The sequence below is a fragment of the Pseudomonas sp. LS1212 genome, assembly GCF_024741815.1.
Lineage (GTDB): Bacteria > Pseudomonadota > Gammaproteobacteria > Pseudomonadales > Pseudomonadaceae > Aquipseudomonas.
The window spans coordinates 4,512,683-4,537,179 of record NZ_CP102951.1 but is presented as its reverse complement, the minus strand read 5'-3'; the positions used below and the strand labels follow the sequence as shown (position 1 = coordinate 4,537,179).

The 24,497-nt window shown below is 59.0% G+C and carries 25 protein-coding genes and 1 pseudogene; 9 read left to right on the top strand and 17 right to left on the bottom strand.

Features of this window, described 5'->3' with window-relative positions; genetic code table 11:
- Nucleotides 1-28: 28 nt before the first annotated feature.
- From NVV94_RS21135 to NVV94_RS21095, 9 genes are all read right to left on the bottom strand, one after another.
- Nucleotides 29-1,936: an ATP-binding protein gene (locus tag NVV94_RS21135; RefSeq protein ID WP_258444304.1), complete on the bottom strand. Its 1,908-nt coding sequence runs from the start codon at nucleotides 1,934-1,936 to the stop codon at nucleotides 29-31.
- Nucleotides 1,937-1,999: 63 nt separating this feature from the next.
- Nucleotides 2,000-2,734, bottom strand: a complete 735-nt coding sequence (locus NVV94_RS21130) for an amino acid ABC transporter ATP-binding protein (RefSeq protein ID WP_258444303.1) — start codon at nucleotides 2,732-2,734, stop codon at nucleotides 2,000-2,002.
- A complete protein-coding gene (locus NVV94_RS21125; protein WP_258447768.1) occupies nucleotides 2,731-3,399 on the bottom strand; it encodes an amino acid ABC transporter permease in 669 nt (222 codons plus the stop codon). Before NVV94_RS21125 ends, NVV94_RS21130 begins: the two co-directional genes overlap by 4 nt.
- Nucleotides 3,396-4,142, bottom strand: coding sequence for an amino acid ABC transporter permease (locus NVV94_RS21120; protein ID WP_258444302.1), 747 nt, complete (start codon nucleotides 4,140-4,142; stop codon nucleotides 3,396-3,398). The genes NVV94_RS21125 and NVV94_RS21120 overlap by 4 nt, the downstream gene beginning before the upstream one ends.
- A gap of 90 nt (nucleotides 4,143-4,232) precedes the next feature.
- Nucleotides 4,233-5,147, bottom strand: a complete 915-nt coding sequence (locus tag NVV94_RS21115) for a glutamate/aspartate ABC transporter substrate-binding protein (protein WP_258444301.1) — start codon at nucleotides 5,145-5,147, stop codon at nucleotides 4,233-4,235.
- A 320-nt stretch (nucleotides 5,148-5,467) separates the two neighbouring features.
- Complete coding sequence (glpD, locus tag NVV94_RS21110) at nucleotides 5,468-7,006, bottom strand: glycerol-3-phosphate dehydrogenase (protein ID WP_258444300.1); 1,539 nt, start codon at nucleotides 7,004-7,006, stop codon at nucleotides 5,468-5,470.
- 191 nt (nucleotides 7,007-7,197) lie between these two features.
- Nucleotides 7,198-7,953, bottom strand: coding sequence for a DeoR/GlpR family transcriptional regulator (locus NVV94_RS21105; protein WP_258444299.1), 756 nt, complete (start codon nucleotides 7,951-7,953; stop codon nucleotides 7,198-7,200).
- A 219-nt stretch (nucleotides 7,954-8,172) separates the two neighbouring features.
- On the bottom strand, nucleotides 8,173-9,675 hold the full coding sequence (gene glpK, locus NVV94_RS21100) for a glycerol kinase GlpK (RefSeq protein ID WP_258444298.1): 1,503 nt from the start codon (nucleotides 9,673-9,675) through the stop codon (nucleotides 8,173-8,175).
- Between the two features lie 83 nt (nucleotides 9,676-9,758).
- Entirely contained in the window at nucleotides 9,759-10,610 is an 852-nt protein-coding gene (locus tag NVV94_RS21095; RefSeq protein ID WP_258444297.1) for an MIP/aquaporin family protein, read from the bottom strand.
- 315 nt (nucleotides 10,611-10,925) lie between these two features.
- Here NVV94_RS21095 and ybaK point away from each other — a divergent pair, with 315 nt between their 5' ends.
- Together ybaK and NVV94_RS21085 are read left to right on the top strand one after the other, a co-directional pair.
- Nucleotides 10,926-11,396 (top strand): Cys-tRNA(Pro) deacylase, encoded by a 471-nt coding sequence (gene ybaK, locus NVV94_RS21090; protein ID WP_258444296.1) that lies wholly within the window; start codon nucleotides 10,926-10,928, stop codon nucleotides 11,394-11,396.
- A gap of 97 nt (nucleotides 11,397-11,493) precedes the next feature.
- The gene (locus tag NVV94_RS21085; protein WP_258444295.1) at nucleotides 11,494-12,276 is read left to right on the top strand and encodes a PhzF family phenazine biosynthesis protein; all 783 of its coding nucleotides are present in this window, start codon (nucleotides 11,494-11,496) and stop codon (nucleotides 12,274-12,276) included.
- Between the two features lie 55 nt (nucleotides 12,277-12,331).
- Here the strand turns inward: NVV94_RS21085 and NVV94_RS21080 are convergent, their stop codons facing one another.
- Nucleotides 12,332-13,441, bottom strand: a complete 1,110-nt coding sequence (locus NVV94_RS21080) for an ABC transporter ATP-binding protein (protein WP_258444294.1) — start codon at nucleotides 13,439-13,441, stop codon at nucleotides 12,332-12,334.
- Nucleotides 13,438-14,358, bottom strand: coding sequence for an ornithine carbamoyltransferase (gene argF / locus NVV94_RS21075; RefSeq protein WP_258447767.1), 921 nt, complete (start codon nucleotides 14,356-14,358; stop codon nucleotides 13,438-13,440). Before argF ends, NVV94_RS21080 begins: the two co-directional genes overlap by 4 nt.
- Before the next feature lie 392 nt (nucleotides 14,359-14,750).
- Here argF and NVV94_RS21070 point away from each other — a divergent pair.
- Together NVV94_RS21070 and grxD are read left to right on the top strand one after the other, a co-directional pair.
- Nucleotides 14,751-15,658: pseudogene (locus NVV94_RS21070) on the top strand (molybdopterin oxidoreductase family protein).
- 109 nt (nucleotides 15,659-15,767) lie between these two features.
- The gene (gene grxD / locus NVV94_RS21065; RefSeq protein WP_258444293.1) at nucleotides 15,768-16,109 is read left to right on the top strand and encodes a Grx4 family monothiol glutaredoxin; all 342 of its coding nucleotides are present in this window, start codon (nucleotides 15,768-15,770) and stop codon (nucleotides 16,107-16,109) included.
- 84 nt (nucleotides 16,110-16,193) lie between these two features.
- On the opposite strand, the gene bfr is transcribed toward grxD, so the two are convergent.
- Nucleotides 16,194-16,664: a bacterioferritin gene (bfr, locus tag NVV94_RS21060; RefSeq protein ID WP_258444292.1), complete on the bottom strand. Its 471-nt coding sequence runs from the start codon at nucleotides 16,662-16,664 to the stop codon at nucleotides 16,194-16,196.
- A gap of 201 nt (nucleotides 16,665-16,865) precedes the next feature.
- Nucleotides 16,866-17,084: a bacterioferritin-associated ferredoxin gene (locus NVV94_RS21055; protein ID WP_258444291.1), complete on the bottom strand. Its 219-nt coding sequence runs from the start codon at nucleotides 17,082-17,084 to the stop codon at nucleotides 16,866-16,868.
- 222 nt (nucleotides 17,085-17,306) lie between these two features.
- Between NVV94_RS21055 and NVV94_RS21050 the strand changes: the two genes are divergently transcribed.
- Nucleotides 17,307-17,909 carry a peroxiredoxin gene (locus NVV94_RS21050; RefSeq protein ID WP_258444290.1) on the top strand — a complete coding sequence of 201 codons (603 nt, stop codon included), beginning with the start codon at nucleotides 17,307-17,309 and terminating at the stop codon, nucleotides 17,907-17,909.
- 63 nt (nucleotides 17,910-17,972) lie between these two features.
- Here the strand turns inward: NVV94_RS21050 and rnt are convergent, their stop codons facing one another.
- Both rnt and pyrC read right to left on the bottom strand, forming a co-directional pair.
- Nucleotides 17,973-18,647 (bottom strand): ribonuclease T, encoded by a 675-nt coding sequence (gene rnt / locus NVV94_RS21045; protein ID WP_258444289.1) that lies wholly within the window; start codon nucleotides 18,645-18,647, stop codon nucleotides 17,973-17,975.
- Nucleotides 18,644-19,690 (bottom strand): dihydroorotase, encoded by a 1,047-nt coding sequence (pyrC, locus tag NVV94_RS21040; RefSeq protein ID WP_258444288.1) that lies wholly within the window; start codon nucleotides 19,688-19,690, stop codon nucleotides 18,644-18,646. The genes rnt and pyrC overlap by 4 nt, the downstream gene beginning before the upstream one ends.
- Before the next feature lie 129 nt (nucleotides 19,691-19,819).
- Here pyrC and NVV94_RS21035 point away from each other — a divergent pair, with 129 nt between their 5' ends.
- Both NVV94_RS21035 and NVV94_RS21030 read left to right on the top strand, forming a co-directional pair.
- The gene (locus NVV94_RS21035) at nucleotides 19,820-20,758 is read left to right on the top strand and encodes an OmpA family protein (protein ID WP_258444287.1); all 939 of its coding nucleotides are present in this window, start codon (nucleotides 19,820-19,822) and stop codon (nucleotides 20,756-20,758) included.
- Between the two features lie 97 nt (nucleotides 20,759-20,855).
- A complete protein-coding gene (locus NVV94_RS21030) occupies nucleotides 20,856-22,073 on the top strand; it encodes an argininosuccinate synthase (RefSeq protein ID WP_258444286.1) in 1,218 nt (405 codons plus the stop codon).
- A gap of 76 nt (nucleotides 22,074-22,149) precedes the next feature.
- On the opposite strand, the gene NVV94_RS21025 is transcribed toward NVV94_RS21030, so the two are convergent.
- Nucleotides 22,150-22,902 (bottom strand): hypothetical protein, encoded by a 753-nt coding sequence (locus tag NVV94_RS21025; protein ID WP_258444285.1) that lies wholly within the window; start codon nucleotides 22,900-22,902, stop codon nucleotides 22,150-22,152.
- A gap of 153 nt (nucleotides 22,903-23,055) precedes the next feature.
- Here NVV94_RS21025 and NVV94_RS21020 point away from each other — a divergent pair, with 153 nt between their 5' ends.
- The gene (locus tag NVV94_RS21020; protein ID WP_258444284.1) at nucleotides 23,056-23,301 is read left to right on the top strand and encodes a hypothetical protein; all 246 of its coding nucleotides are present in this window, start codon (nucleotides 23,056-23,058) and stop codon (nucleotides 23,299-23,301) included.
- 251 nt (nucleotides 23,302-23,552) lie between these two features.
- Nucleotides 23,553-24,179, top strand: a complete 627-nt coding sequence (locus NVV94_RS21015; RefSeq protein WP_258444283.1) for a response regulator transcription factor — start codon at nucleotides 23,553-23,555, stop codon at nucleotides 24,177-24,179.
- Nucleotides 24,180-24,296: 117 nt separating this feature from the next.
- On the opposite strand, the gene NVV94_RS21010 is transcribed toward NVV94_RS21015, so the two are convergent.
- Nucleotides 24,297-24,479 (bottom strand): PA3496 family putative envelope integrity protein, encoded by a 183-nt coding sequence (locus NVV94_RS21010; RefSeq protein ID WP_258444282.1) that lies wholly within the window; start codon nucleotides 24,477-24,479, stop codon nucleotides 24,297-24,299.
- Nucleotides 24,480-24,497 lie beyond the last annotated feature (18 nt).

Below are 24,497 nucleotides of genomic sequence, written 5' to 3'. Positions count from 1 at the left end.
ACGATCAGAACGGTAAGGGGAGAAGTGTTCATATCGGCTCGGCTGGCTGAGAGGGGGCGTTAAGCAAAGGCAGGCTCAGGACGAATGCGGTCCCGCCGCTGGCGGGATGTTCGACACTGAGACTGCCGCCGGCGGCCGCGGCAAGGCTGGCGGACAGGGTCAAGCCAAGGCCCAGCCCCTGTTCCCCGGGCTTGGTGGTGAAAAAGGGTTCAAACAGGTGCTTGCGCGCCTCGGAGTCGATGCCATGGCCATTGTCGCGCACGCGCAAGCGGTATTTATCGCCCGCCAGCTCGCCCTCCAGCCAGAGTTCAGGCTGCGGTTGTGCCTGCATGGCATCCAGAGCGTTGCCGATCAGGTTGACCAGGATTTGCTCCAGGCGGGTCTGGTCGATGGTCAGCTGCTGGTCGCTGAAGTCGTGGTGCAATTGGAGTTTACTGCCTTCCAGGCGGCTGCCCAACACCTGCAAGGCGGCGTCCACGGCCTTGGCCAGGGACGCTTCGCCGCGATCTTCGCCGCGCCGGGCGAAGGAGCGCAGGCTGGCGGTGATCCGGCCCATGCGATCGATCAGTTCGTTCATGGTCCGCAGGTTGGTGCTGGCGGTGTCCAGCGCACCGCGCTCGAGGAAGCGCACGGTATTGCCCGATAGCGTGCGCAAGGCCGCCAGCGGTTGGTTGAGCTCGTGGGCAATGCTGGTGGACATTTGCCCGATGGCGGCCAGCTTGCCGGCCTGGACCAGTTCGTCCTGGGCCCGGCGCAGGGTTTCCTCTGCGTGCCGGCGCTCGCGGATCTGGCCTTTGAGACGCTCGTTGCTGGCGCGCAGGTCTGCGGTTCGGTCGGTGATCTTGCGTTCCAGCTGGCTGTTGGCTTCTTCCAGCGCCTCGCGTGCGGCCAGGCGGGTGGCGATGACTTTGCGCCGCTCGTTCCAGGCGATCAGCAGAATGGCCAGCAGCGCGAACGCCACGCCGACCAGCACGCCCTGGGTGATCGCCTCATGCCGCAGGTCCTGCAGAGGCGTCAGCAAGGTGAAGCGCCAAGGGGTGTCGATCAGTCGGCGGGTTTGCGCCAGGTAACTGACTTCGTGTTCACCGGTGCTCAGCTCGGCATTGGCCGGGAAGGTCAGCTTTTCGACGTTCTCGCTGAGGCGTTCGCGTGCCAGCGGTTGCAATTCGTTGAGCGGCCACCAGTAGTATTGCAGGCTGCGCGCCAGGCGCTCCTTGATTTCCGGGGTGAGCGGGCGGACCGATTTGAGGCGCCGGGCCGGATCGCTGGAGAGAATGATGATGCCGTTCTCGTCGCTGACGAAAGCTTCCAGGCGGGCCCGTTGCCAGCGCTCTTCGAGGGCTTCCATGCGCACCTTGATCACCGCCACGCCGATCACCTTGCCATGCTCTTCCAAGCCATGGGCCAAGTAATAGCCAGGCTCGCCGGTGGTGCTGCCGATGCCATAGAAACGGCCGGGTTGCCCCCGCACCGCATCCTGGAAATAGGCACGGAAAGAGAGGTCTTCGCCCAGGTAGCTGTCGATGTCGCGCCAGTTGCTGGTCGCCTGCACGCGGCCGGTGGTATCGAGCACGTAGATCGCTCGGCTGCGGCTGCGACGGTTCAGCCCTTCAAGGTAGGTGTTGACGGCTTGGCGATGCGCGCCATCGGGCTCGGTGAGCAGTTTCGAGACGTTGTCTTCCAGCTCGAGCAGGCTCGGCAGGTAGGTGTATTTGCTGATTTCGCTTTCGACCGCGCGTGCGTGCAGCTCCAGCTGCCGTTCGCCGTTTTCGCTCAGCGTGCGGATACCGTTGCGCTCACTGAACAGATAGCCGGCGTAACCCAGGCCGAGCATCAGCAGGATGATCAGTGGCGGCAGGAAAAAATGTCGGATCAGGCGGGGTTTCACGGCAAGGGCGGGCTTGGATGCGCGATAAAGGGTGGGGTCGCATTTCATCACAGTCGCCTTGGTACGACCAGCAGCCTGTGCCCGACGGAGCCGGGCACAGGGCAACCGACCTTAGTGCTGGAGGATCTTGTCGAGGAAGTGCTGGGTGCGCTCATGCCGGGCGCCCCTGTCACCGAAGAAATCATCCTTCGGGCAGTCCTCGATGATCTTGCCCTGGTCCATGAAGATCACCCGGTTGGCGACCTTGCGGGCGAAGCCCATCTCGTGGGTGACGCACATCATGGTCATGCCTTCGTGGGCCAGTTGCACCATCACGTCGAGCACTTCGTTGACCATTTCCGGGTCCAGGGCCGAGGTCGGTTCGTCGAACAGCATGACGATCGGGTCCATGGCCAGGGCGCGGGCAATCGCCACACGCTGTTGCTGGCCGCCGGACAGCTGCCCCGGGTGCTTGTGCGCATGGGCCGAAAGGCCGACGCGCTCAAGCAGTTGCAGGCCCTTCTTGGTGGCTTCTTCCTTGCTGCGGCCCAGTACCTTGATCTGCGCGATGGTCAGGTTCTCGGTGATGGTCAGGTGCGGAAACAGTTCGAAATGCTGGAACACCATGCCGACCCGCGAGCGCAGCTTGGGCAGGTTGGTCTTCGGATCGGCGATCGACGTGCCGTCGACCACGACGTCACCTTTCTGGAACGGTTCCAGGGCGTTGACGCATTTGATCAGGGTGGATTTGCCCGAGCCCGAAGGGCCGCAGACCACCACCACTTCACCTTTCTTGACCTCCGTGGTGCAATCGGTCAGCACCTGGAAGTCTCCATACCACTTGTTGACGTTCTTGATAGAGATCATACGGTTAACCTTTTTTGCAGGCGCTTGACCAGGAAGGAGGCGGAGAAGCTGATGGCGAAGTACACGACACCGGCGAAGACCAGGAACTCGTTGGAGCGTCCGATGATGTCACCACTGGCACGTGCGGAGTTGAGGAAGTCCACCAGGCCGACGGCATAGACCAGCGAGGTGTCCTGGAACAGGATGATGCTCTGCTGCAGCAGCAGCGGGGTCATCTTGCGGAACGCCTGGGGCAGGATGATCAGGCGCATGGTCTGGCCATAGTTCATGCCCAGCGCCTGGGCGGCGCCCATCTGTCCCTTGGAGATCGATTGTACGCCGGCACGGACGATTTCGCAGAAGTACGCCGCTTCGAACATCATGAAGGCGACCAGGCACGAAGTGAACGCACCCACCGGCGTGTCTTCGCCGGTGATCCAGCGCAGCACGAACGGCACCGCCAGGTAGAACCAGGTAATGACCAGCAGCAGCGGAATGGAGCGAAAGTAGTTCACGTAGGCGCCGGCAATGTTGCTCAGCAGTTTGTTCGAGGACAACCGCATCAGTGCCAGGATAGTGCCCAGGGCGATACCGCCGATAACCCCGAGAACCATCAGCTGCAGGGTCATGACCATGCCGTTCCACATGCCTGGCAGGGAGGGAATGATTCCACTGAAGTCCATTATTTACCCCCCACGGAAATCAGGCCGGGTACAGAGACTTTCTTCTCGACCAGGCGCATCAGCAGCATCAGGCCCATGTTCAAGGTGAAGTAGATCAGGGTCGCCAGGGTGAAGGCTTCAAACAGGTTGGCGGAGAACTCGGCCGTCTGCTTGGTCTGCGCGAGCAGCTCCATCAGCCCGATCAGCGATGCCACCGACGAGTTCTTGAACACGTTGAGGAATTCAGAGGTGAGCGGCGGAATGATGATCCGGTAAGCCTGCGGCAGCAGGACGTTCCAGTAGACCTGCGGCAGTTTGAAACCCATGGCGCGGGCGGCGGCTTCCTGGCCACGTGGCAGCGCCTGGATACCGGTACGTACCTGTTCGCAGACCCGGGCGGCGGTGAACAGGCCCAGGCACACGACTACGCTCAGAAATGCCGAGGTGGTCGGGTTGAGGTCCTGCTTGTACCACTCCTGCAGGTTTTCCGGCAGCAGATCCGGTACCAGGAAGTACCAGATGAACAGCTGCACCAGCAGCGGCACGTTACGAAAGAGTTCCACATAGGCGGTTGCAAAGCCCGATACCCAGCGGTTCGGAACCGTGCGCATCACGCCGAGAACCGAGCCCAGCAGCAAGGCAATTATCCAGGCAGCGATAGCAATGGCGATGGTCCAGCCAAGACCGGTAAAGAACCAGTCCAGATAGATTTCGCTGCCCACGCCGGTGGACTTGAAGAACACGCCCCAGTCCCAGTTGTAATTCATCAGGGTCTCCCCTCGGATCAGTCAATTCACGGGCACCTTCGAGCACTCGAGAGCGCCCGGGGCGCTCTCGAGTGAAAGGTTAGTCACTGCTCAGGATTTTTTTTCGTCAGCGGCTTTATCGGTGGGATTGGCAATCAGCGCCTTGAGCTCTTCGCTCATCGGGAACATCAGGTTCAAGCCCTTCGGCGGGATTGGTTGCATGAACCATTTTTCGTAGATCTTGTTGATCTCGCCCGAGGCGTAGGTGGCCTTGATGGCGTCGTCGACGGCCTTCTTGAACGGCTCGTCGCCCTTGCGCACCATGCAGCCGTAGACTTCAAAGGATTGCGGGGTGCCGGTCACGACCCAGTCCGTCGGCTTCTTGGCCTTGGCCATCTCACCGGCGAGCAGGGCATCGTCCATCATGAAGGCGACTGCGCGGCCGGTTTCGAGCATCTGGAAGGATTCGCCGTGGTCCTTGGCCGAGATGATGTTCATGCCCATTTGCTTGTCGGCATTCATCGACTTGAGGATGCGCTCGGAAGTGGTACCGGCGGTGGTGACGACGTTCTTGCCTTTCAGGTCGGGGAAGTCCTTGTAGGCGGAGTCTTTCTTGGCCAGCAGCTTGGTGCCGATTTCGAAGATGCCTACCGAGAAGGCGACTTGTTGCTGACGTTCAACGTTGTTGGTGGTCGAACCGCATTCCAGGTCGACGGTGCCGTTCTGCACCAGCGGGATGCGAGTCTGGGAGGTGACCAGGTTGTACTTGACCTTGAGGTCCGGCATGTCGAGGTCCTTTTTCAGGGCTTCGACGACTTTGAGTTGGATATCGTGGGAATAGCCGACGGGTTTGCCCGAAGCGTCCGCGATATAGGAAAACGGAATGGAAGCGTCGCGGTGCCCCAGGGTAATGGTGCCGGACTCTTTGATTTTCTTCAGTGTGCCGGTCAATTCGGCGGCGAAAACTGGAGTGCTAATCAGAGCGGCAGCAATGGCTGCGCCCAAAAGATGGGGAACGATACGCATCAAACTTTCCTCGACGTTGTTTTTTTTATGAGGCCTTTGCTGGGCCCTTTCGTTCAGCGAATACAGCAATGAAGCGTTTGCGCATTCGGTGAGAGTGTAGAGCATGACTCGTGCCAGGCCAGGCATACATTGCTAACTATATGAATTTAAAGGAGATTAATATTTATTGAAGGTTGCGGGATACCTTGTTTCGTACGGAATGCCGAATGTGCGTGGAACTATCGTTCGGAAAACCGACTGAAGCGCAGGTGGTTTGCTGCAAAGCAAAACGCCTCGCGGTGCAAGGCACGGCGAGGCGTTCTCGTAAGGCTTTCACCTTGTCAGGCGGCTTCGATCTTGTGTCTGTTGAGTTCGACCTTGTCCAGGTAGCGCTGCAATTGCTCCTGCTCGTGCAGCGTGGTGAACAGACCCAGCTTGGTGCGGCGCCACAAGATGTCCTGGGCGTTGACCACCCACTCTTCGCTGCACAGGTAGTCGACTTCGCGGGTATAGAGGCCGCCCCCGATCAGTTCGCCCAGGTCGTCCGGCCCTTGCACGCCTTCGAGCAGGCGCCAGGTGCGGCTGCCATAGGTGGTCGACCAACGCCTTGCGATGGGGGCCGGCAGCCAGCCAAAGCGCGCCAGGATCGCATCGGCCAGGGCCAGCGTGGTGCTCATGTCTTCGCCGCCGGGCAGGGTGGACGTGGCGGTCCAGTTGCCTTTCATGTGGGTGAAGAAGGGCTTGAGTTGGGCCATCGCCGATTCGGCCAGCTTGCGGTAGGTGGTCAGCTTGCCACCGAATACCGACAACAATGGCGCTTCACCGGGCGACGAGGACAGTGCCAGGGTGTAGTCGCGAGTGACCGCCGAAGGGTTGTCCGATTCGTCATTGCACAGTGGGCGGACACCGGAGAAGGTGTTCAGGATATCGCTACGCTCGAGCTGCCGGGTGAAGTGCGCATTGACCACGTTGAGCAAGTAATCGGTTTCCGCTTCAGTGATGGCGACCTTGGCCGGATCGCCCTGGTACTCACGGTCGGTGGTCCCGATCAGGGTGAAGCGCTCCAGATACGGAATAGCGAAAACGATGCGCTGGTCTTCGTTCTGCAGGATGTAGGCATGTTCGCCTTCATACAGTTTCGGCACGATCAGGTGGCTGCCCTGAATCAAACGAATGCCGTAAGGCGATTCCAGCTTCAAGTCATCACGGATGAACTTGGCCACCCAGGGGCCTGCGGCATTGACCAGCGCCTTGGCGCGAATCGAGAACAGGCTGCCGTCGGCGCGCTCCAGGTGTACATGCCAGTAATCTTTGATGCGGTGGGCATTCACGCAACGGGTGCGGGTATGGATGTGGGCACCCTGTTCACGGGCGGCCATGGCATTGAGCACCACCAGGCGCGCATCGTCCACGGCGCAATCGGAGTATTCGAACGCGCGGGTGATGTCAGCCTTGAGCGGGCTTTCTGCGCCCAGATGCAGGGTGCGCGAACCTGCGAGTTTTTCCCGCTTGCCCAGATGGTCATAGAGGAACAGGCCGGCGCGGATCATCCAGGCCGGACGCAGGTGCGGGCGATGCGGCAAGACGAAACGCATGGGCTTGACGATGTGCGGTGCCTTGCGGAGCAGCACTTCGCGTTCGGCGAGGGCTTCGCGCACCAGGCGGAACTCGTAATGCTCGAGGTAGCGCAGGCCGCCGTGGATCAGCTTGCTGCTGGCCGAAGAGGTGTGGCTGGCCAGGTCATCGTTCTCACAAAGAAAAACAGAAAGGCCGCGTCCTGCCGCATCGGCTGCGATCCCCACGCCATTGATGCCGCCACCGATGACAGCGAGGTCATAGATTTCGGCCAAAGGTGGCGTTGGCAAGGTGGAGTGGGGCATGGATCGGCCTCCTGCTTTCCGGTGATGGAAAGTATTTTCGAGAATTGAATTCGAACATCAATGTTCACTTTCGAAAATAGTAGCCGAATAAAACCCACACTTCCAGTTGTCATCGATTGAAATAACTGATCGAAGCCAGGGAAAGTGAAAATAATCGAACATTTGGCGGCTTTTACACCGCCTGTGCTGTCTTAGACGACTTCCAGCCGAATCTTGTGCTGATTCAGCAACTGGGTCAGGGCCGGTACCGGCGCCTCGTCGGTCACCAGGCAATCGATCAGGCTGATGGGGCCCAGGCGTACCATGGCGTTGCGCCCGAACTTGCTGGAGTCGGCGGCCAGTATGACCTTGCGCGCGTTGGCGATGATCGCCTGGGAAACCCGCACTTCCTGGTAGTCGAAGTCCAGCAGGCTGCCGTCTTCATCGATGCCGCTGATGCCCACCAGAGCGAAGTCGACCTTGAACTGGTTGATGAAGTCCACGCTGGCCTGGCCGACGACGCCGCCGTCGCGACGAACATTGCCGCCGGCCAGCAGCACTTCGAAATCATCCTTGCCGCTGAGGATCGAGGCCACATGCAGATTGTTGGTGATGATTTTCAGGTGGTTGTGGTTGAGCAGGGCGCGAGCAATGGATTCGGTGGTAGTGCCGATGTTGATGAACAGCGAGGCGTGATCGGGGATTTGCGCGGCGATGGCTTCGGCGATGCGTTGCTTTTCGTCACGCATCTGATCGGCGCGCATGGCGTAGGCGGTGTTTTCGATACTGGAGTCATAGGCTGCGCCGCCGTGGTAGCGGCGCAGCAGGTTCACTTCCGCCAGTTGGTTGATGTCGCGGCGAATGGTTTGCGGCGTAACAACGAACAGCTGAGCCATTTCATCGATGCTGACATAGCCGCGTTCACGGACCAGTTCGAGAATTTGCTGCTGACGGGGAGGCAGGTTCATGGGCTTTCCTTCAGGCTGCCATGCAAATTCCTCCATGATGCCGGATGAATTCCTTCACTGCTACCTTCGGGATTCTGGCATGGCTCTAGAACCCGCGACCGCTATGCGGTCGAGCGCAGCCTGCGGCAGCGGCTACAGCGATCCTGTAATGCCGATCACATGTAGCCGCTGCCGCAGGCTGCGCTCGACCGTGAAACGGTCGCAGGTTCTACCTGGCTATCAACTCTCCTCGTGCGGTTCCCAGTCGCGGGTTCGATCGACGGCTTTCAGCCAGCCGGCATAGAGCTTTTCCTTCTGTTCATTATCCAGCTGCGGGCTGAACTCGCGCTCGATGACCGCCTTGCCGCGCAGCTCGTCCAGGCTGCTCCAGAAACCGCAGGCCAGGCCCGCCAGGTAGGCGGCGCCCAGTGCCGTGGTTTCGCGCATTAGCGGGCGCTCGACCCGGGTGCCGAGGATGTCGGCCTGGAACTGCATGAGGAAGTTGTTGGCCACCGCGCCGCCATCCACGCGCAAGGCGCTGAGGCGTTCGCCGGAGTCCTGCTGCATGGCGTCGAGTACGTCGCGGGTCTGGTAGGCAATCGATTCCAGGGCCGCACGGATGATGTGATCGACCTTCACGCCACGGGTCAGGCCGAAGAGTGCGCCGCGAGCATAGGGGTCCCAGTAAGGGGCGCCCAGCCCGGTGAATGCCGGTACCAGGTAGACGCCGTTGCTGTCCTTGACCTTGCTGGCGAAGTATTCGGTGTCGTGGGCGTCGTTGATGATTTTCAGTTCATCGCGCAGCCACTGAACGGTCGAACCACCGTTGAACACGGCGCCTTCCAGGGCGTACGCCACTTCGCCGCGAGGGCCGCAGGCGATGGTGGTGAGCATACCGTGGGCGGACTTCACTGCCTTTTCACCGGTGTTCATCAGCAAGAAGCAGCCGGTGCCGTAGGTATTTTTCGCCTGGCCAGGTTCCACGCACATCTGGCCGAACAGTGCGGCCTGCTGATCGCCGGCGATACCGGCAATGGCAATGCCGCTCTTGGTATGGCCATAGACTTCGGACGAAGAGCGCACCTCGGGCAGCATTTCGCGCGGGATATCCAGGACCTGGAGCATCTTCTCATCCCACTGCAGGGTATGGATGTTGAAGAGCATGGTGCGCGAGGCATTGGTGTAGTCGGTGACGTGGGTCTTGCCGCCGGAGAATTTCCAGATCAGCCAGCTGTCGATGGTGCCGAACAACAGTTCACCGCGCCGGGCGCGTTCGCGGCTGCCTTCGACATTGTCGAGGATCCACTTCAATTTGGTCCCGGAGAAGTATGGGTCGGTGACCAGGCCCGTGGTTTCGCTGATGTAGTCCTGCAAGCCATCGCGCTTGAGCTGTTCACAGATTTCGGTGCTGCGCCGGCACTGCCAGACGATGGCGTTGTAGATCGGCCGGCCGCTGAGCTTGTCCCAGACCACGGTGGTTTCGCGCTGGTTGGTGATGCCGATGGCGGCTACCTGATCGTGGCTCAAGCCCGCCTGTGCCAGGGCTTCGACCATGGTCGCGCTCTGGGTGGCAAAAATTTCCATGGGGTCGTGCTCGACCCAGCCTGCTTGTGGATAGTGCTGGGCGAACTCGCGCTGGGCGGTGCCGACCACGTTGGCATCGCGATCGAAAATAATGGCCCGCGAACTGGTCGTGCCCTGGTCCAGGGCAATGATGTAGTTCTTGTTCTGTGTGTCTGTCATGTCGATGGCCTTGCACAAAATAAGGGGGTGATCAGGGGCAGCGGCAGGGCGAACGCCGAGGGTTCGCCGGGCCGGTTCCGACGTCAGGATGCGCGGACTTTTCCCTGAGAATTATCGTCCGTCTGCGCAGTTACGCTCGTGGCGTTGGGCAGGTTTCGCGCAATCAGGCCGCGGTACAGCGCAGCGCCGAGGCAGGCACCTATGATTGGCGCAAAAATCGGAATCAGGAAATAGGGAATATCGCGGCCACCGGTAAAGGCGACTTCGCCCCATCCGGCCAGGAAGGTCATCAGCTTGGGGCCGAAATCCCGCGCCGGGTTCATCGCAAAGCCGGTCAGCGGGCCCATGGCGCTGCCGATCACAGCGATCAGCAGGCCGATCAGCAGGGGCGCCATGGCGCCACGCGGCAGGCCATTGTTGTCGTCGGTCAGGGACAGGATGACGCTCATCAACACGGCGGTAATGATGACTTCCACCAGAAAGGCCTGGCCCGTGGACAGGGCGGGGTGCGCGTAGGTCGAGAACACCGAGGCCAGTTCCAGGCTCGCCTGGGTGCCGCGAACCAGGTTGTGGGTCTGTTCGTAATCGAAGAACAGGTTGCTGTAGAGCGTGTAAACCAACGCAGCCGAACAGAAGGCCCCGGCAACCTGGGCGACGATGTAAAACGGCAGTTTGTATTTCTCGAAGCCGGCGAACAGGCACAGGGCAATGCTCACTGCCGGGTTCAGGTGCGCGCCGGAAATGCCTGCGGTCAGGTAGATCGCCATGCTGACGCCGATCCCCCAGATGATGCTGATTTCCCACAGGCCAAAGCTGGCACCGGCGACCTTGAGCGCGGCAACGCAGCCCGTGCCGAAGAAAATCAGTAAAGCGGTTCCGAGAAATTCGGCCATGCATTGGCTCGAAAGGGTGGGTTGTTGCAGTGCAGTCGTCATGGGTGACCTCGGTTCTTGTTGTTGTGTGGCGCCAGGCGCGCTCTGGGGTGAGCCGACAGAATCTTCCCGTTCCGTCGGGTGTGCTGCACGTAAACGCACCTGTTGGGCGCGTTGAATATTCAGAAACGAAAAAATATAGACAAGAAACGCTAATGTCAAAGGTCGAAAGTGAACCACCGTTCACAATTTGACTGCTCGATGCAGTAGCGGTGATGTACAGCCCGAGATTTCTGCGTGTTGGGAAAGGGATTTCCGAGATGAATCGGCTAAAGTATTCGGCTTGTTGCCGTACCGTTCCCCGCCTGGAGTCCCGTAATGACCCCCGCATTGGATTTGTTGAAGAAGGTTCGCGCCGAACACAGGATTCACAGTTACGAGCATGATCCCAAGGCCGCCTCATACGGCCTGGAGGCTGCCGAGAAGCTGGGGCTCGACCCGGCGCAGGTGTTCAAGACGTTGCTGGCCAGCAGTGAAAAAAACGAGCTGCTGGTCGCGGTAGTGCCGGTGGTCGGCACGCTCGATTTGAAAGCGCTGGCCCAGGCGGCAGGGGTCAAGAAGTGTGAGATGGCCGACCCGGCGGCGGCCCAGCGGGCCACGGGTTACCTGTTGGGTGGTATCAGCCCGCTGGGGCAGAAGAAGCGCTTGCGCACTTTTATCGATCAGTCGGCGCAACCCTTGCCCACGATTTTTGTCAGCGCCGGGCGGCGCGGGCTTGAAGTGGAGTTGCCGGCGACGGTGCTGGCCGAGCATACCCAGGCACAATTTGCCGACATTGGCCGCAGCTAGGGCTTCTGTATCCTTGAAATTGCCCTGATCTGTCACTTATTGCCCAGGGCCTTTGCAGTGCATGCTTGGGTTTTGCCCACCGAAAAGAGATCAGGCCATGCAACTTGAATTCCATCAGGTCGATGCGTTCAGCGAGCGCCCATTTGCCGGCAACCCTGCGATGGTCTACCGCCTGGACAGTTGGCTCGCCGATGAGCTGATGCAGAAGATCGCTGCCGAGCATAACCTGGCGGAAACCGCCTTTATCGTTCGTGAGGGGCAGGGCTGGCATATCCGCTGGTTTACGCCGACGGTGGAAATCCCCTTGTGCGGGCACGCGACGCTGGCCTCTGCGCATGTTTTGTTCGAGGTCTATGGCGAGCCGGGAGATACCCTCTCGTTTACCAGTCAATCCGGTGCGCTGGGCGTGACGCGCCGTAACGGGCAGTTGTGGCTCGATTTTCCAGCCATCGGTCTCGGCCCGGTTGCAGACAGGCAGGCCGTCGAGCGCGCCCTGGGGGTGGAGGCCATCGAGGTGCTGGGGTCGACCGAGTTGTTTGTGGTGCTGGCCTCGGAGCAGGCGGTACGCGACTGCCAGCCTGACATGGCTGCGCTGGCCAGGCTGCCCTGGCTGGGCGCGATTGTGACGGCGCCGGGCACCGGGCATGACTTTGTCTCGCGCTACTTTGCGCCGGCCATCGGTATTCCGGAAGACCCGGTGACGGGCTCGACCCATTGCAGTCTCATCCCCTACTGGTCGCAGCGGCTGGGCAAGTCTCAATTGAGTGCTTTCCAGTGCTCGGCGCGGGGTGGGGAACTGTTCTGTCGTCTGGAGGGTGATCGGGTGAAAATCGGCGGCTACGCCACGCGGGTGGCCAGCGGGCAGCTGTTGCTCGATTGAGTCTGCGGGGCAGGGCGCTGACGCAGGCTGCGGCAACGCCCTTGCAAGCGGCTGGTCAGGTCGCGGAACTGTAGCGGCGTACGCCGACTTCGTTGGCCGGCAACTGCGCGGCCACACTTCCTTGCGCCAGGAACAGCACGAGATGGTCCGCCGCCACCCGGATGCCGACTTCGCTGCCGGGCAGCTGATCGATGTGGCTCGGGAAAATCGCTTCCAGTTGACTGCCGGTGGACAGTTGCAAGCGGTAGAGCGTCGCCGCGCCCAGGAAACTCTTGCCGACGATAAGGGCCTTCAGCGTACTGTCCGGGGCATGGACGATGTCGTCCGGACGCAGTAACACATCCACTGCGCTGCCGGGTGCCCAGGTGTAGGCACGGTTGCCGCTCAACTCGCCGAGTTCGGTCTGGACCGATTCGGGGCTGGTCAACTGACCGCGGATGAAATAGCCCTGGCCGATAAAGCTGGCAACGAAGGGTGTCAGCGGTTCGTGATAGAGGTTGTAGGGTGTATCCCACTGCTCCAGTCGACCTTCCTTGAACACGCCCACATGATCGCTGACGGCGAAGGCTTCTTCCTGGTCATGGGTTACCAGGATCGCGCTGGTGCCACGGCTCTTGAGTATGTCGCGAACTTCATGGCTGAGACGACGGCGCAGCTCGACGTCCAGGTTTGAAAACGGCTCATCGAGCAGCAGCAATTGCGGTTCGGGTGCCAGGGCGCGGGCCAGGGCTACCCGTTGCTGCTGGCCCCCGGACAGCTCATGGGGGTAGCGCTTGCCCAGGCGCTTGAGGTTGACCAGCTCAAGCATTTCATCGACCACCCGATTTTGTTGCGGGTGCTTGCGGATGCCGAAGGCGATGTTCTCGGCAACGGTCAGGTGCGGGAACAGGGCGTAGTCCTGAAACACCATGCCGATTCGACGCTTCTCCGGCGCCAGGGTAAACCCGGCCCTGGAGATGACTTCGCCGGCCAGCTGGATTTCACCCTCGTGTACCGGCTCGAAACCGGCAATGGCGCGCAGCGTGGTGGTCTTGCCGCAGCCTGAGGAGCCCAGCAGGCAACCGATGTCGCCTGCATTAAGGTGAAGGTTGAGGTTCTGTACGACGCGTTGGTCCTGATAGCCACAGGCCAGATTGCGCAGGTTAAGCAGTAAGGGCTGACTCATGCGTGATGATAGGCCGGTTCAACAAGAAATTCGAGAAGTGCCTTCTGTGCATGCAGGCGGTTTTCCGCTTGATCCCAGGCAACCGAGCGCGGGTCGTCGAGCAGGTCCAGGCTGATTTCCTCGCCGCGATGGGCGGGCAGGCAGTGCATGAACAGGACGTCATCGGCGGCCAGGTCGAGCAGCGCGCGGTTGACCTGGTAAGGCGCAAACAATGCCAGGCGACGGGCAGTTTCTTCTTCCTGACCCATGGAGGTCCAGACGTCGGTGCTGACCAGATGGGCGCCAACGACTGCCTCTTTCGGGTTGCGCACGATGGTGACTCGGTCTCCCGCCTGGGCGACGAACACCGGATTGGGCTCATAGCCTTCCGGGCAGGCGATGCGCAGCTGGAAGTCGAACTGGATGGCCGCTTCGATGTAGCTGTTGCACATGTTATTGCCGTCGCCGATCCAGGCAACGGTCTTGCCCTGGATCGAGCCGCGATGCTCGAGGAAGGTCTGCATGTCGGCGAGCAACTGGCAGGGGTGCAGGTCATCGGACAGGCCGTTGATCACCGGCACGCGCGAGTTGGCGGCAAATTCTGTCAGGGTGCTGTGGGCGAAGGTACGGATCATCACCGCATCGAGCATGCGCGACATGACGATGGCGCAGTCGCCGATCGGCTCGCCGCGACCCAGCTGGGTGTCGCGTGGCGAGAGGAAGATCGCCTGGCCGCCGAGCTGAATCATGCCGGCCTCGAACGACAAGCGGGTACGGGTCGAGGACTTCTCGAAAATCATGCCCAGTACCCGGTTTTTCAAGGGCTCGAAGAGTACGCCGCGGTTACGCAGGTCTTTGAGCTCGATCCCTCGACGAATCACGCTGACCAGCTCTTCGGGCGTGCAATCCATCAGGGAGAGAAAGTGCCTTGCGCTCATCATTAACTACCTTTTTGCAACAGACCGCAGATGCTCAATAACAGGTTTTTCGGGAAAACGAGTGAGACCTGCGGCGTAAGCCGCACTGGGCGACGAAATAGGGGGAAGACGCAATACTATAATTAAATGTCGCGTGTTACCAATAGGGGTTGAAGCAGCGACGAAACCGGATGTGTCACGAGCATTCGGGCCACGTCGTCAGCCCGCTAAAAAGAACATTTGTACACTGAGGCTTGTCGCTTTGGCAATTCAAGCTGTCTGGCAATGCCCCATCGGTTCTCCTGATGCTGGGCGATTCATGAAACGAACGTCTCTGGCGCAGGTGCCGGGCAGGCACCATAGTCGTGTTTTCGTGTCCTGGGCCCACGCCCCAAACAAGAACGAGACTGGCCATGACCAAGACGCTGCATCACCGTGCGTGCCACCTGTGTGAAGCCATTTGCGGCTTGACCATTGAAACCACCGCAACCGAAGGCGAGCCCCTGCGCATCAGCTCGATCAAGGGTGATGCCGACGACAGCTTCAGCCGCGGGCACATCTGTCCCAAGGCCGTTGCCTTGCAGGATATCCAGAACGATCCGGACCGCCTGCGCCAACCGATGCTCAAAGTCGGCAATGAATGGCAGCCGGTCGGGTGGCAAGAGGCCTTCGACCTGGTCGCGCAGCGGCTGTGGGCAATCCAGCAGCGTCATGGGCACAATGCGGTGGCGGTCTACCAGGGTAATCCAAGCGTTCACAACTACGGCTTGATGACCCACAGCAATTCGAGCACCCCCATGGCATCGATCTGGGGCCGCTGAAGCCCAACCTTGGGCCACGCTTGAAAACAGCCGGGCAAAGGATCCAGGCAGCGCCTCAGGCCATTCTCGCCGACCTGGAGCGCTTTGCTGCGCAGCAATTGCCCAAGGTTGACGAATTGCTGCTGATCGGACGACGGCATGTGCGCAGCAACAATTCGTGGATGCATAACTACCATCGCCTGGTGAAGGGCAAGCCGCGACACCAGTTGTTGATGCACCCTGACGACCTGCACAGCCGTGGCCTGAACGATGGCCAGCGGGTACGGGTCAGTTCACGGGTGGGGGCGATCGAGGTGGAAGTGGTGGGCAGTGCCGACATGATGCCGGGCGTGGTCAGCCTGCCCCATGGCTGGGGGCATGCACGCCCCGGGGTGCAGATGGAGATCGCCCGCAGTCAACCCGGCGCCAGTGCCAATGACCTGACCGATGAGCGCCACTTCGATGCGGTTTCCGGCAACGCGGCTTTGAATGGCGTGCCTGTGCAGGTGGTCGCAGCTTGAACCGGCTGTGACGTTTGTCTATCGCCAAGGCCGAGCATGGCGCTCGGCTTTCCGATACAATGCGCCATCGTGCCGACATATGCGTCGGAAAGTTCAGCCGAGGTGGTTCATGGATATCATTGAAACTATTAAAGAGCAGATTGCCAACAACACCATTCTGCTTTACATGAAAGGCTCACCGAATGCCCCGCAGTGCGGCTTTTCGGCAAAAGCGGCCCAGGCCGTGATGGGCTGCGGCGAGAAGTTCGCGTACGTGGACATCCTGCAGAACCCGGAAATCCGCGCCAACCTGCCTAAATACGCCAACTGGCCGACTTTCCCGCAACTGTGGGTAGGTGGCGAGCTGGTCGGCGGCAGCGACATCATGACTGAGATGTTCGCCAACGGTGAGCTGCAGGCGTTGATCAAGGCTGCTGCCGAGAAAGCTGCTGCTGGCAAGACCGAAGCTTGATGTAGTGCCCTCAAGGGCACACAAAAAAGCCCCGCACTCTCTACAGAGGCGGGGCTTTTTTGTTGAGCGACTGATCGGTTCCGATCACTCACCCATCTGCGATTGCAGGTAGTTTTCCAGGCTGACCTTGTCGATCAGGTCCAGTTGGGTTTCCAGCCAGTCAATGTGCTCTTCCTCGGACTCGAGGATGTTTTCGAGCAGTTCGCGGCTACCGAAGTCACCAACGGTTTCGCAATGCGCGATGGCCGCCTTGAGGTCGACCACGCCTTTCTGTTCGATCTTCAGATCGCACTCGAGCATTTCCTTGGTGTGTTCACCAATCAGCAATTTGCCCAGGTCCTGGACATTGGGAATGCCTTCGAGGAAAAGAATACGCTTGATCAGTTTGTCAGCGTGCTTCATCTCGTCGATGGATTCCTTGTACTCGTGCTTGCCAAGCTTATCCAGGCCCCAATCTTCATACATCCGGGCGTGCAGGAAGTATTGATTGATTGCGACCAGCTCGTTTCCGAGGATCTTGTTGAGATGCTGGATGACGCTAATGTCGCCTTTCATGATGGGGTCCTGCCCTATTAAGTATGTGCCTATAAGTAAGAGTTTGGGCCTGACAACTTCCTCTGTCAAACCTAAGTTATTGAATATTAAATGAAAATTAATCGGAATAAGAATGTTTGAGTTCCGCATTTTGACGCTAAACCATTGAATTGCGGGCATAAAAAAACCGGACCTCGAGTCCGGTTCTTCAAAACGGGGAATTCAGGCGGTTGTAAATTCCGCAGGAAAGGGCAGAGAAGCCTGTGTCGCCTGCAGTTTCGTGAGGGTTTCACGCACCACTTGCTTGGCCAGGCAGGCACATTTACCGCACTGGGTGCCGACATTGGTGGCGGCACGCACCTCACGGTAGCTGCAGCAGCCCTCGTAGATCGCTTCACGGATGTGGCCGTCGGTTACGCCGACACAAAGACAAACATACATAGGTGAGAACCATCGTTGGTAAGGGCTCAATGCGAAGGATCTTAATGTTAATGAGAATGCTTGTCAAAACAACTTGCGCGACGCCCGAGATAGAGCGGCTGGTGACCTGTATATTTTAGCCTCGATTTCCCTGTAGGAGCTGCGTCGTCCTTCTATGCTCGCTTCGCGCCGATCGCGGTGTATCATGGGCCGGTTTTTATTCCACACCATCGGAGATATCGAATGAGCGTGCTCGTAGGCAAAAAAGCCCCGGATTTCACCGTCGCTGCCGTACTCGGCAATGGCGAGATCGTTGAGGATTTCAACCTGTCCTCGGCCATCAAAGGCAAGTACGGCCTGGTGTTCTTCTACCCACTGGACTTCACCTTCGTCTGCCCGTCCGAGCTGATCGCTCTGGACAACCGCATCCCTGACTTCCAGGCGCGCAATGTCGAAGTGATCGGCGTGTCGATCGATTCGCACTTCACCCATAACGCCTGGCGCAACACCCCGGTCAACAACGGCGGCATCGGTCAGGTCAAGTACACCCTGGCTGCCGACATTTCCCACGAAATCTGCAAGGCCTACGACGTTGAGTCCGAAGGCGGCGTGGCCTTCCGTGGCGCGTTCCTGATCGACACCAACGGTGTGGTTCGCTCGCAAATCGTCAACGACCTGCCACTGGGTCGTAACATGGAAGAGCTGCTGCGTCTGGTCGACGCCCTGCAATTCGTTGAAGAGCATGGCGAAGTCTGCCCGGCCAACTGGAAAAAAGGCGACGCGGGCATGACTGCATCGCCAGAAGGCGTTGCCGCTTACCTGTCTGCCAATGCTGACAAGCTGTAATAACAGCCTCAGATAAAAAAAACCGGCCCTTGAGGCCGGTTTTTTTTTGGAGCAAGCAAACGCTTAATCGTGGAAATCTTCCCAGCCGCCCATTTCTTTCCAGCGGTTGACGATGCCACAGAACAACTCGGCGGTTTTCTCGGTGTCGTAGCGTGCCGAGTGTGCTTCGCGCCCGTCGAAGTCGATATCGGCGGTCTGGCACGCCTTGGCCAGGACTGTTTGCCCGTAGGCCAACCCTGCCAGCGTCGCGGTATCGAAGCTGGAGAAGGGGTGGAACGGATTGCGCTTCATGTCAGTGCGCACTACGGCGGCATTGAGGAAGTTCAGGTCGAAGCTGCTGTTGTGCCCGACCAGAATCGCCCGCTTGCAGCCATTGGCCTTCAACGCCTTGCGCACGCCACGGAAGATATCGGTCAAGGCTGTTTCTTCGCTGACGGCCATGCGCAGCGGGTGATCGAGCTTGATCCCGGTAAATTCCAGTGCCGCCGGTTCGATGTTGGCGCCCTCGAACGGCTCGACCCGGAAGAAATAGGTGTGGTCAGGGAACACAAAGCCTTTTTCATCCATGCCGATGGTGACGGCAGCGATTTCCAGCAAGGCGTCGGTGGCACTGTTGAAACCGCCGGTTTCGACGTCTACGACAACCGGCAGGTAGCCGCGAAAGCGCGCAGCCATGGGGTGACGCGACCCGCCACCGCCATGACCTTCCTGGTCGTCGTCGAAATGATCTTCACTCACGCATGTTCCTCCAGCAGGCGCCAGCGCAGTTTCTCACCGGCGCGCAGCGGGATGACGGTCTGCTCGCCAAACGGCAGGCCGGTCGGGGCAGTCCATTCTTCACGAACCAGGGTGATGCTGTCGCTGTTGCTCGGCAGGCCGTAGAAGGCCGGGCCGTGCAAGCTGGCGAAGCCTTCGAGCTTGTCCAGGGCGTTACGTCGTTCGAAAGCCTCGGCGTACAGTTCGATGGCAGCAAAGGCGGTATAGCAGCCGGCGCAGCCACAGGCCGCTTCCTTGGCATGCTGGGCATGCGGCGCCGAATCGGTGCCCAGGAAGAATTTCGAGCTGCCGCTGGTAGCGGCGTCGAGCAGGGAGACCTGGTGGGTGTTGCGCTTGAGAATCGGCAGGCAGTAGAAGTGCGGCCGAATCCCGCCAACCAGCATGTGGTTGCGGTTGTACAGCAGGTGGTGGGCGGTGATGGTCGCCCCGACGTTGCTCGAGGCTTCGTTGACGAACTGCACGGCATCGGCGGTGGTGATGTGCTCGAACACGACCTTCAGGCTCGGGAAGCGTTCGACGACGCGGCTCAAGTGCTCGTCAATGAACAGCTTCTCGCGATCGAACACGTCGACTTCGCCGCGGGTCACTTCGCCATGGACCAACAGGGGCATGCCCACTTCGGCCATGGCTTCGAGCGCGGGGAAAATCTTGTCGATGCTGGTCACGCCAGAGTCCGAATTGGTCGTGGCGCCTGCCGGATAGAGCTTGGCGGCGTGCACAAAGCCACTGGCCTTGGCCGTGCGGATTTCTTCGGGTTGTGTCCGGTCGGTCAGGTACAGCACCATCAGGGGTTCGAAGCGGCTGCCGGCCGGACGTGCAGCCAGGATGCGCTGGCGATAGGCGTCGGCTTCATCTGCATTACGTACCGGAGGTACCAGGTTGGGCATGATGATTGCGCGGCCAAAAGTGCGCGCAACGTCAGCGACGGTATGGGGCAGCACGGCGCCATCACGAAGATGGATGTGCCAGTCATCGGGACGCAGGAGGGTCAGGCGGTCGGACATTGGGGATTCCAGGCGGGTCGAACTCACGGGGAATGCTACCGGAAAAGACACTGCGGGGCACCCGCTATCAAGTTTTGCCACTGCTGACCGATACCTCGGGGTATGCCGTAGGAATCAGTGGAGCCTCCCGTGCGCCAGCGTTATCTAGCCTTGCTCAGTGTATTTGCCAGCCTGCCGGCAATGGCGCTTACCTTCCAGACGCGTCTTGAAAGCATCGAGTGGAAGGTCGAGGGCGATCAGTTCGAGTGCAGGTTGATTCAGCCGATCACCGATTTCGGCTCGGGGGAGTTCGTGCGCCGTGCCGGCGAACAAGCGACGTTCCAGCTCAAGTCCACCAGCCACAGGCTCGGCACGGGATCGGCAACCTTGCTCGCCGCCGCTGCACCCTGGCAGCCCGGGCGTGGCGATATCAATCTGGGGGCCGTGCGCGTCAGCCATGGCAGCGTGTTGTTCAACAGCTCGCAAGGCCAGGCCGGTCGCCTGATCAATGGCCTGCTCGACGGGCGCAGCACGGTCGTGCGCAACTATTCGGGCGAGGCCGGTCAACCCACGGAAGTTCGATTGCTCCCTGTGAAATTCGCCCGCGCCTATGCAGACTATCAGGCCTGCGCGGCCAAACTGCTGCCGATGAATTACGATCAGGTCCGCAAGACCCAGGTCGGCTTTCCCGGTGGCGGGGTAGAGCTTGATACCGACGCGCGCGCGCGGCTCGACGTGATCCTGGATTTCATCAAGGCCGACCCGAGCGTCAATCACATCGAGCTCAACGGCCACTCGGACAACAGTGGCAACCGCCTGACCAATCGCGACCTGTCCCGCCGTCGAGCGCTGGCGGTCATGGAGTACCTGAAGGCCAAGGGAATACCCGAGCAGCAGATTACCCTGCGCTTTCATGGCGAACGCTACCCGCTTGCGCCCAACAGTAGCTCGGCCAACCGTTCGCGAAATCGCCGGGTAAACATCCTGCTTGAGCGTGTAGCACCTGTTGAAGCCCCCGCGCCACAGGCCGATGCCGCGAACCTGCGGCGGCTTCCTGAGCAGCATAAACCGTCGCGCTCTCGACAATAACTGTCGCTTCATCGTCTTTAGCTGTCGCGCCACTGTAATTTCAAGGGCCAGAGCGGTAGAATCGACAGCTTTCCGTACAACCCCGTGGAGTGATGGCATGGCGGACGTAAACAAGGTCGTTCTGGCGTATTCCGGCGGCCTGGACACTTCGGTGATCCTCAAGTGGCTGCAGGACACTTATAACTGTGAAGTAGTGACCTTCACCGCTGACCTGGGGCAGGGCGAAGAAGTAGAGCCAGCACGTGCCAAGGCGCAAGCCATGGGCGTGAAAGAGATATACATCGACGATCTGCGCGAAGAATTCGTACGCGACTTCGTGTTCCCGATGTTCCGCGCCAACACCGTCTACGAAGGCGAGTACCTGCTGGGTACTTCCATCGCGCGTCCCTTGATCGCCAAGCGTCTGATCGAAATCGCCAACGAAACCGGTGCCGACGCCATTTCCCATGGTGCGACCGGCAAGGGCAACGACCAGGTGCGGTTCGAACTGGGCGCCTACGCGCTCAAGCCTGGGGTCAAGGTCATTGCGCCATGGCGCGAGTGGGACCTGCTCTCGCGTGAGAAGCTGATGGACTACGCCGAGAAGCACGGTATTCCAATCGAGCGTCACGGCAAGAAGAAGTCCCCGTACTCGATGGATGCCAACCTGCTGCACATCTCCTACGAGGGCGGTGTGCTGGAAGATACCTGGACCGAGCACGAAGAAGACATGTGGCGCTGGACCGTCTCCCCGGAGAAGGCTCCTGACACCCCGCAGTATCTGGAACTGACCTACCGCAACGGCGACATCGTCGCACTGGACGGCGTCGAAATGACCCCGGCTACCGTGCTGGCGACCCTGAACCGTATCGGTGGCGAACACGGCATCGGTCGCCTGGACATCGTCGAGAACCGCTACGTCGGCATGAAGTCGCGCGGCTGCTACGAGACCCCTGGCGGCACCATCATGCTGCGCGCCCACCGTGCGATCGAATCGATTACCCTGGACCGCGAAGTCGCTCACCTCAAAGACGAGCTGATGCCCAAGTACGCCAGCCTCATCTACACCGGTTACTGGTGGAGCCCTGAGCGTCTGATGCTGCAACAAATGATCGATGCGTCCCAGGCGAATGTGAATGGCGTCGTGCGCCTGAAGCTGTACAAGGGCAATGTGATCGTCACCGGCCGCAAGTCGGACGACTCGCTGTTCGATGCGAACATCGCAACCTTCGAAGAAGACGGCGGCGCCTACAACCAGGCTGACGCGGCGGGCTTCATCAAGCTCAATGCATTGCGCATGCGAATTGCTGCGAACAAGGGTCGCAAGTTGTTCTGATTCTGTTGGCAAGTTGAAAAAAAACCTCGGCCATTGGTCGGGGTTTTTTTTCGTTTAATGAAACTCGAGCTCGAGCTCAGGGAGGATGACGGTTGTTGTCTGGATTTTGCCTGATCAGGGTTGTCAGAGTGAGGGTGTCGAGGTTGTAAATGGCAACCGTGCGACTGGGTGCATTTTTTTTGTTTTCGGAGCGAAGTGCATCGATTAGAAAAGCATCAATACAGGGTTCGGTTTTTGTGTTGGTTAATAGTATAGCCAGTAACTCCGTTGTCTCGGGATTATTGTTACAGCCATCAGGTGTCGCGGCCAGGAAGATGTCGGGGAGCGATATTTTCTTTGTCAGAACTCTGCTGTCAATAATGTGAAGGGTGCGGAAGGAGGACTTTAAATGAACGGTTAGATGGCCGGAAGTATTATCATCCGCAGACGTCGAAGAGGGGGCTTTGGAGAGGTCGCTTTTTGTCGGTTTTTTCTTTCTTGTGGGTGTGCGTGGCGCAGTTGGGATGCTGGGGTTGGAACTTTCTGATGGCGTGATATTGTCGCTGATAGTCTCGGATTTTTCATGGTTTGCAGACGATTCCCTAAGTTTTAGAAAATCTTCTTCGTTGACGAAATCGGACGGCGAATATAAAGATTTTGAATTGAAGTTCAAAGTGAGGAAAAACAGGGCGGTCAGGAAGGGCGGAAAGCCTACCAGGAACCAGGTATAGATATTCTGACTGTCGTTATCGAGAAAGGGAAGCGATGCCAGGGCGGACGCTTCGATGATGCCTGCAAAGATCGCAATGATCGTGAGCGGGTTCTTGCTTGGGGATGACGGTTGATTCATGTGTGAGAGCCTGAAGGGTCATGGTGGGACTCGCGCAATGCGTCCCGCATGAAAGAGTCGGTCTGGCTACTGTAGGGTCTGCCTCCCGTCGCTAGAGGTGATTATTTGTTGCCTGGAAAAATCAGATGAGACACAGGGAGCGGATAATGCCGTGTGACAAAAATAGCAGTGGGCTTGTTTTTTTATCAAGTGGAAATGATTCGGCAGAGCATGCGTAATACGCAATGTGCAACTGTAGCCGGCGAAACTGGAATGCAATATCGATGTGTGCTTCTGTGTCGAGATTTTTTGAAATTGTATGCGGTTGAAATTTGTTATGGCGCTGCTAAGGTGATTTTACCTGGTCTGAGTCCTCTGATTGATTTAGAAGATTCTGTCATGGTTTACGGAAGCCGCTGATAGTGGTCTGGCCTCGCTCTGGAATTTTTATAATGTAATTTTTTCGCTCTTGATGACTCCTTCATGCGAGAGTGTCATTCCATTGAACTGGAGCGCTGCTGTTGTGAGGGATTTTTGTAGGATATATCTCTCTTGGGTGTAGGCGGGGTCTCTGCCTGTAAATGCGTGGGGAGAGTGCAATGCAAAGATCCGAATGACTAGGCTATTGTGCGGGCTCTAAAAATTCGAACAGCGAAGAATTGGATTTGCCCATGAATAAAGTGCTGATCGTGGATGATCATCCCGTCATTCGCCTTGCTGTACGCATGCTGATGGAACGCCATGGCTATGAAGTCATAGCGGAGACGGACAACGGTGTGGATGCCTTGCAACTGGCTCGGGAGCATGTTCCGGATATAGTCATTCTCGACATCGGAATTCCCAAGCTCGATGGGTTGGAGGTTATTGCGCGGCTGACATCGACCAATACGCCCATGAAGGTACTGGTGCTGACATCACAGGCCCCCGGGCATTTTTCCATGCGTTGCATGCAGGCCGGCGCCGCCGGGTACGTCTGCAAGCAACAGGATCTTACCGAACTGCTGAGTGCCATCAAGGCGGTGTTGTCCGGTTACAGTTACTTTCCAAATCAGGCGCTGCATTCGGTTCGCTCCAATCTGGGCAACTCGACCGAAGCCGATATGGTCGAGCGATTGTCAGGCAGGGAAATGATGGTGCTGCAGCAATTGGCCAGAGGGAAAACCAACAAGGAAATCGCCGATGGAATGTTTTTGAGCAACAAGACGGTCAGCACCTACAAGACGCGCTTGTTGCTCAAGCTCAACGCGCGCTCTCTGGTCGACCTTATTGAGCTGGCTCAGCGTAACGGGCTGGTTTGAGCGCAGGCCCATTTTGGCTGCGACCCAACAAAAAAGCCTCCGGTGGAGGCTTTGGTGCAGCCAAGTCGGGGGTTGTCTGCCAGGAGAGATGGATGCCTGACAGACAATCAGGGGTGGCTAAAGGTCGAAGTCGTAATCGGCCAGTTGTTTTTGCAGGCGGCGCTCTTCCAATAAGTTATCGATAGTGCGGCGTTTGCTCAGGTTGGTCTTGGCTACTTCTGCTACGGACTCCGCCGGGTCCTCAGAACCATCGACTGCGTCGAAGTCAACTTCTTCCAGTTGCTCTTTATCGGTGCTCATAAGTCAACTCCAGGCTAA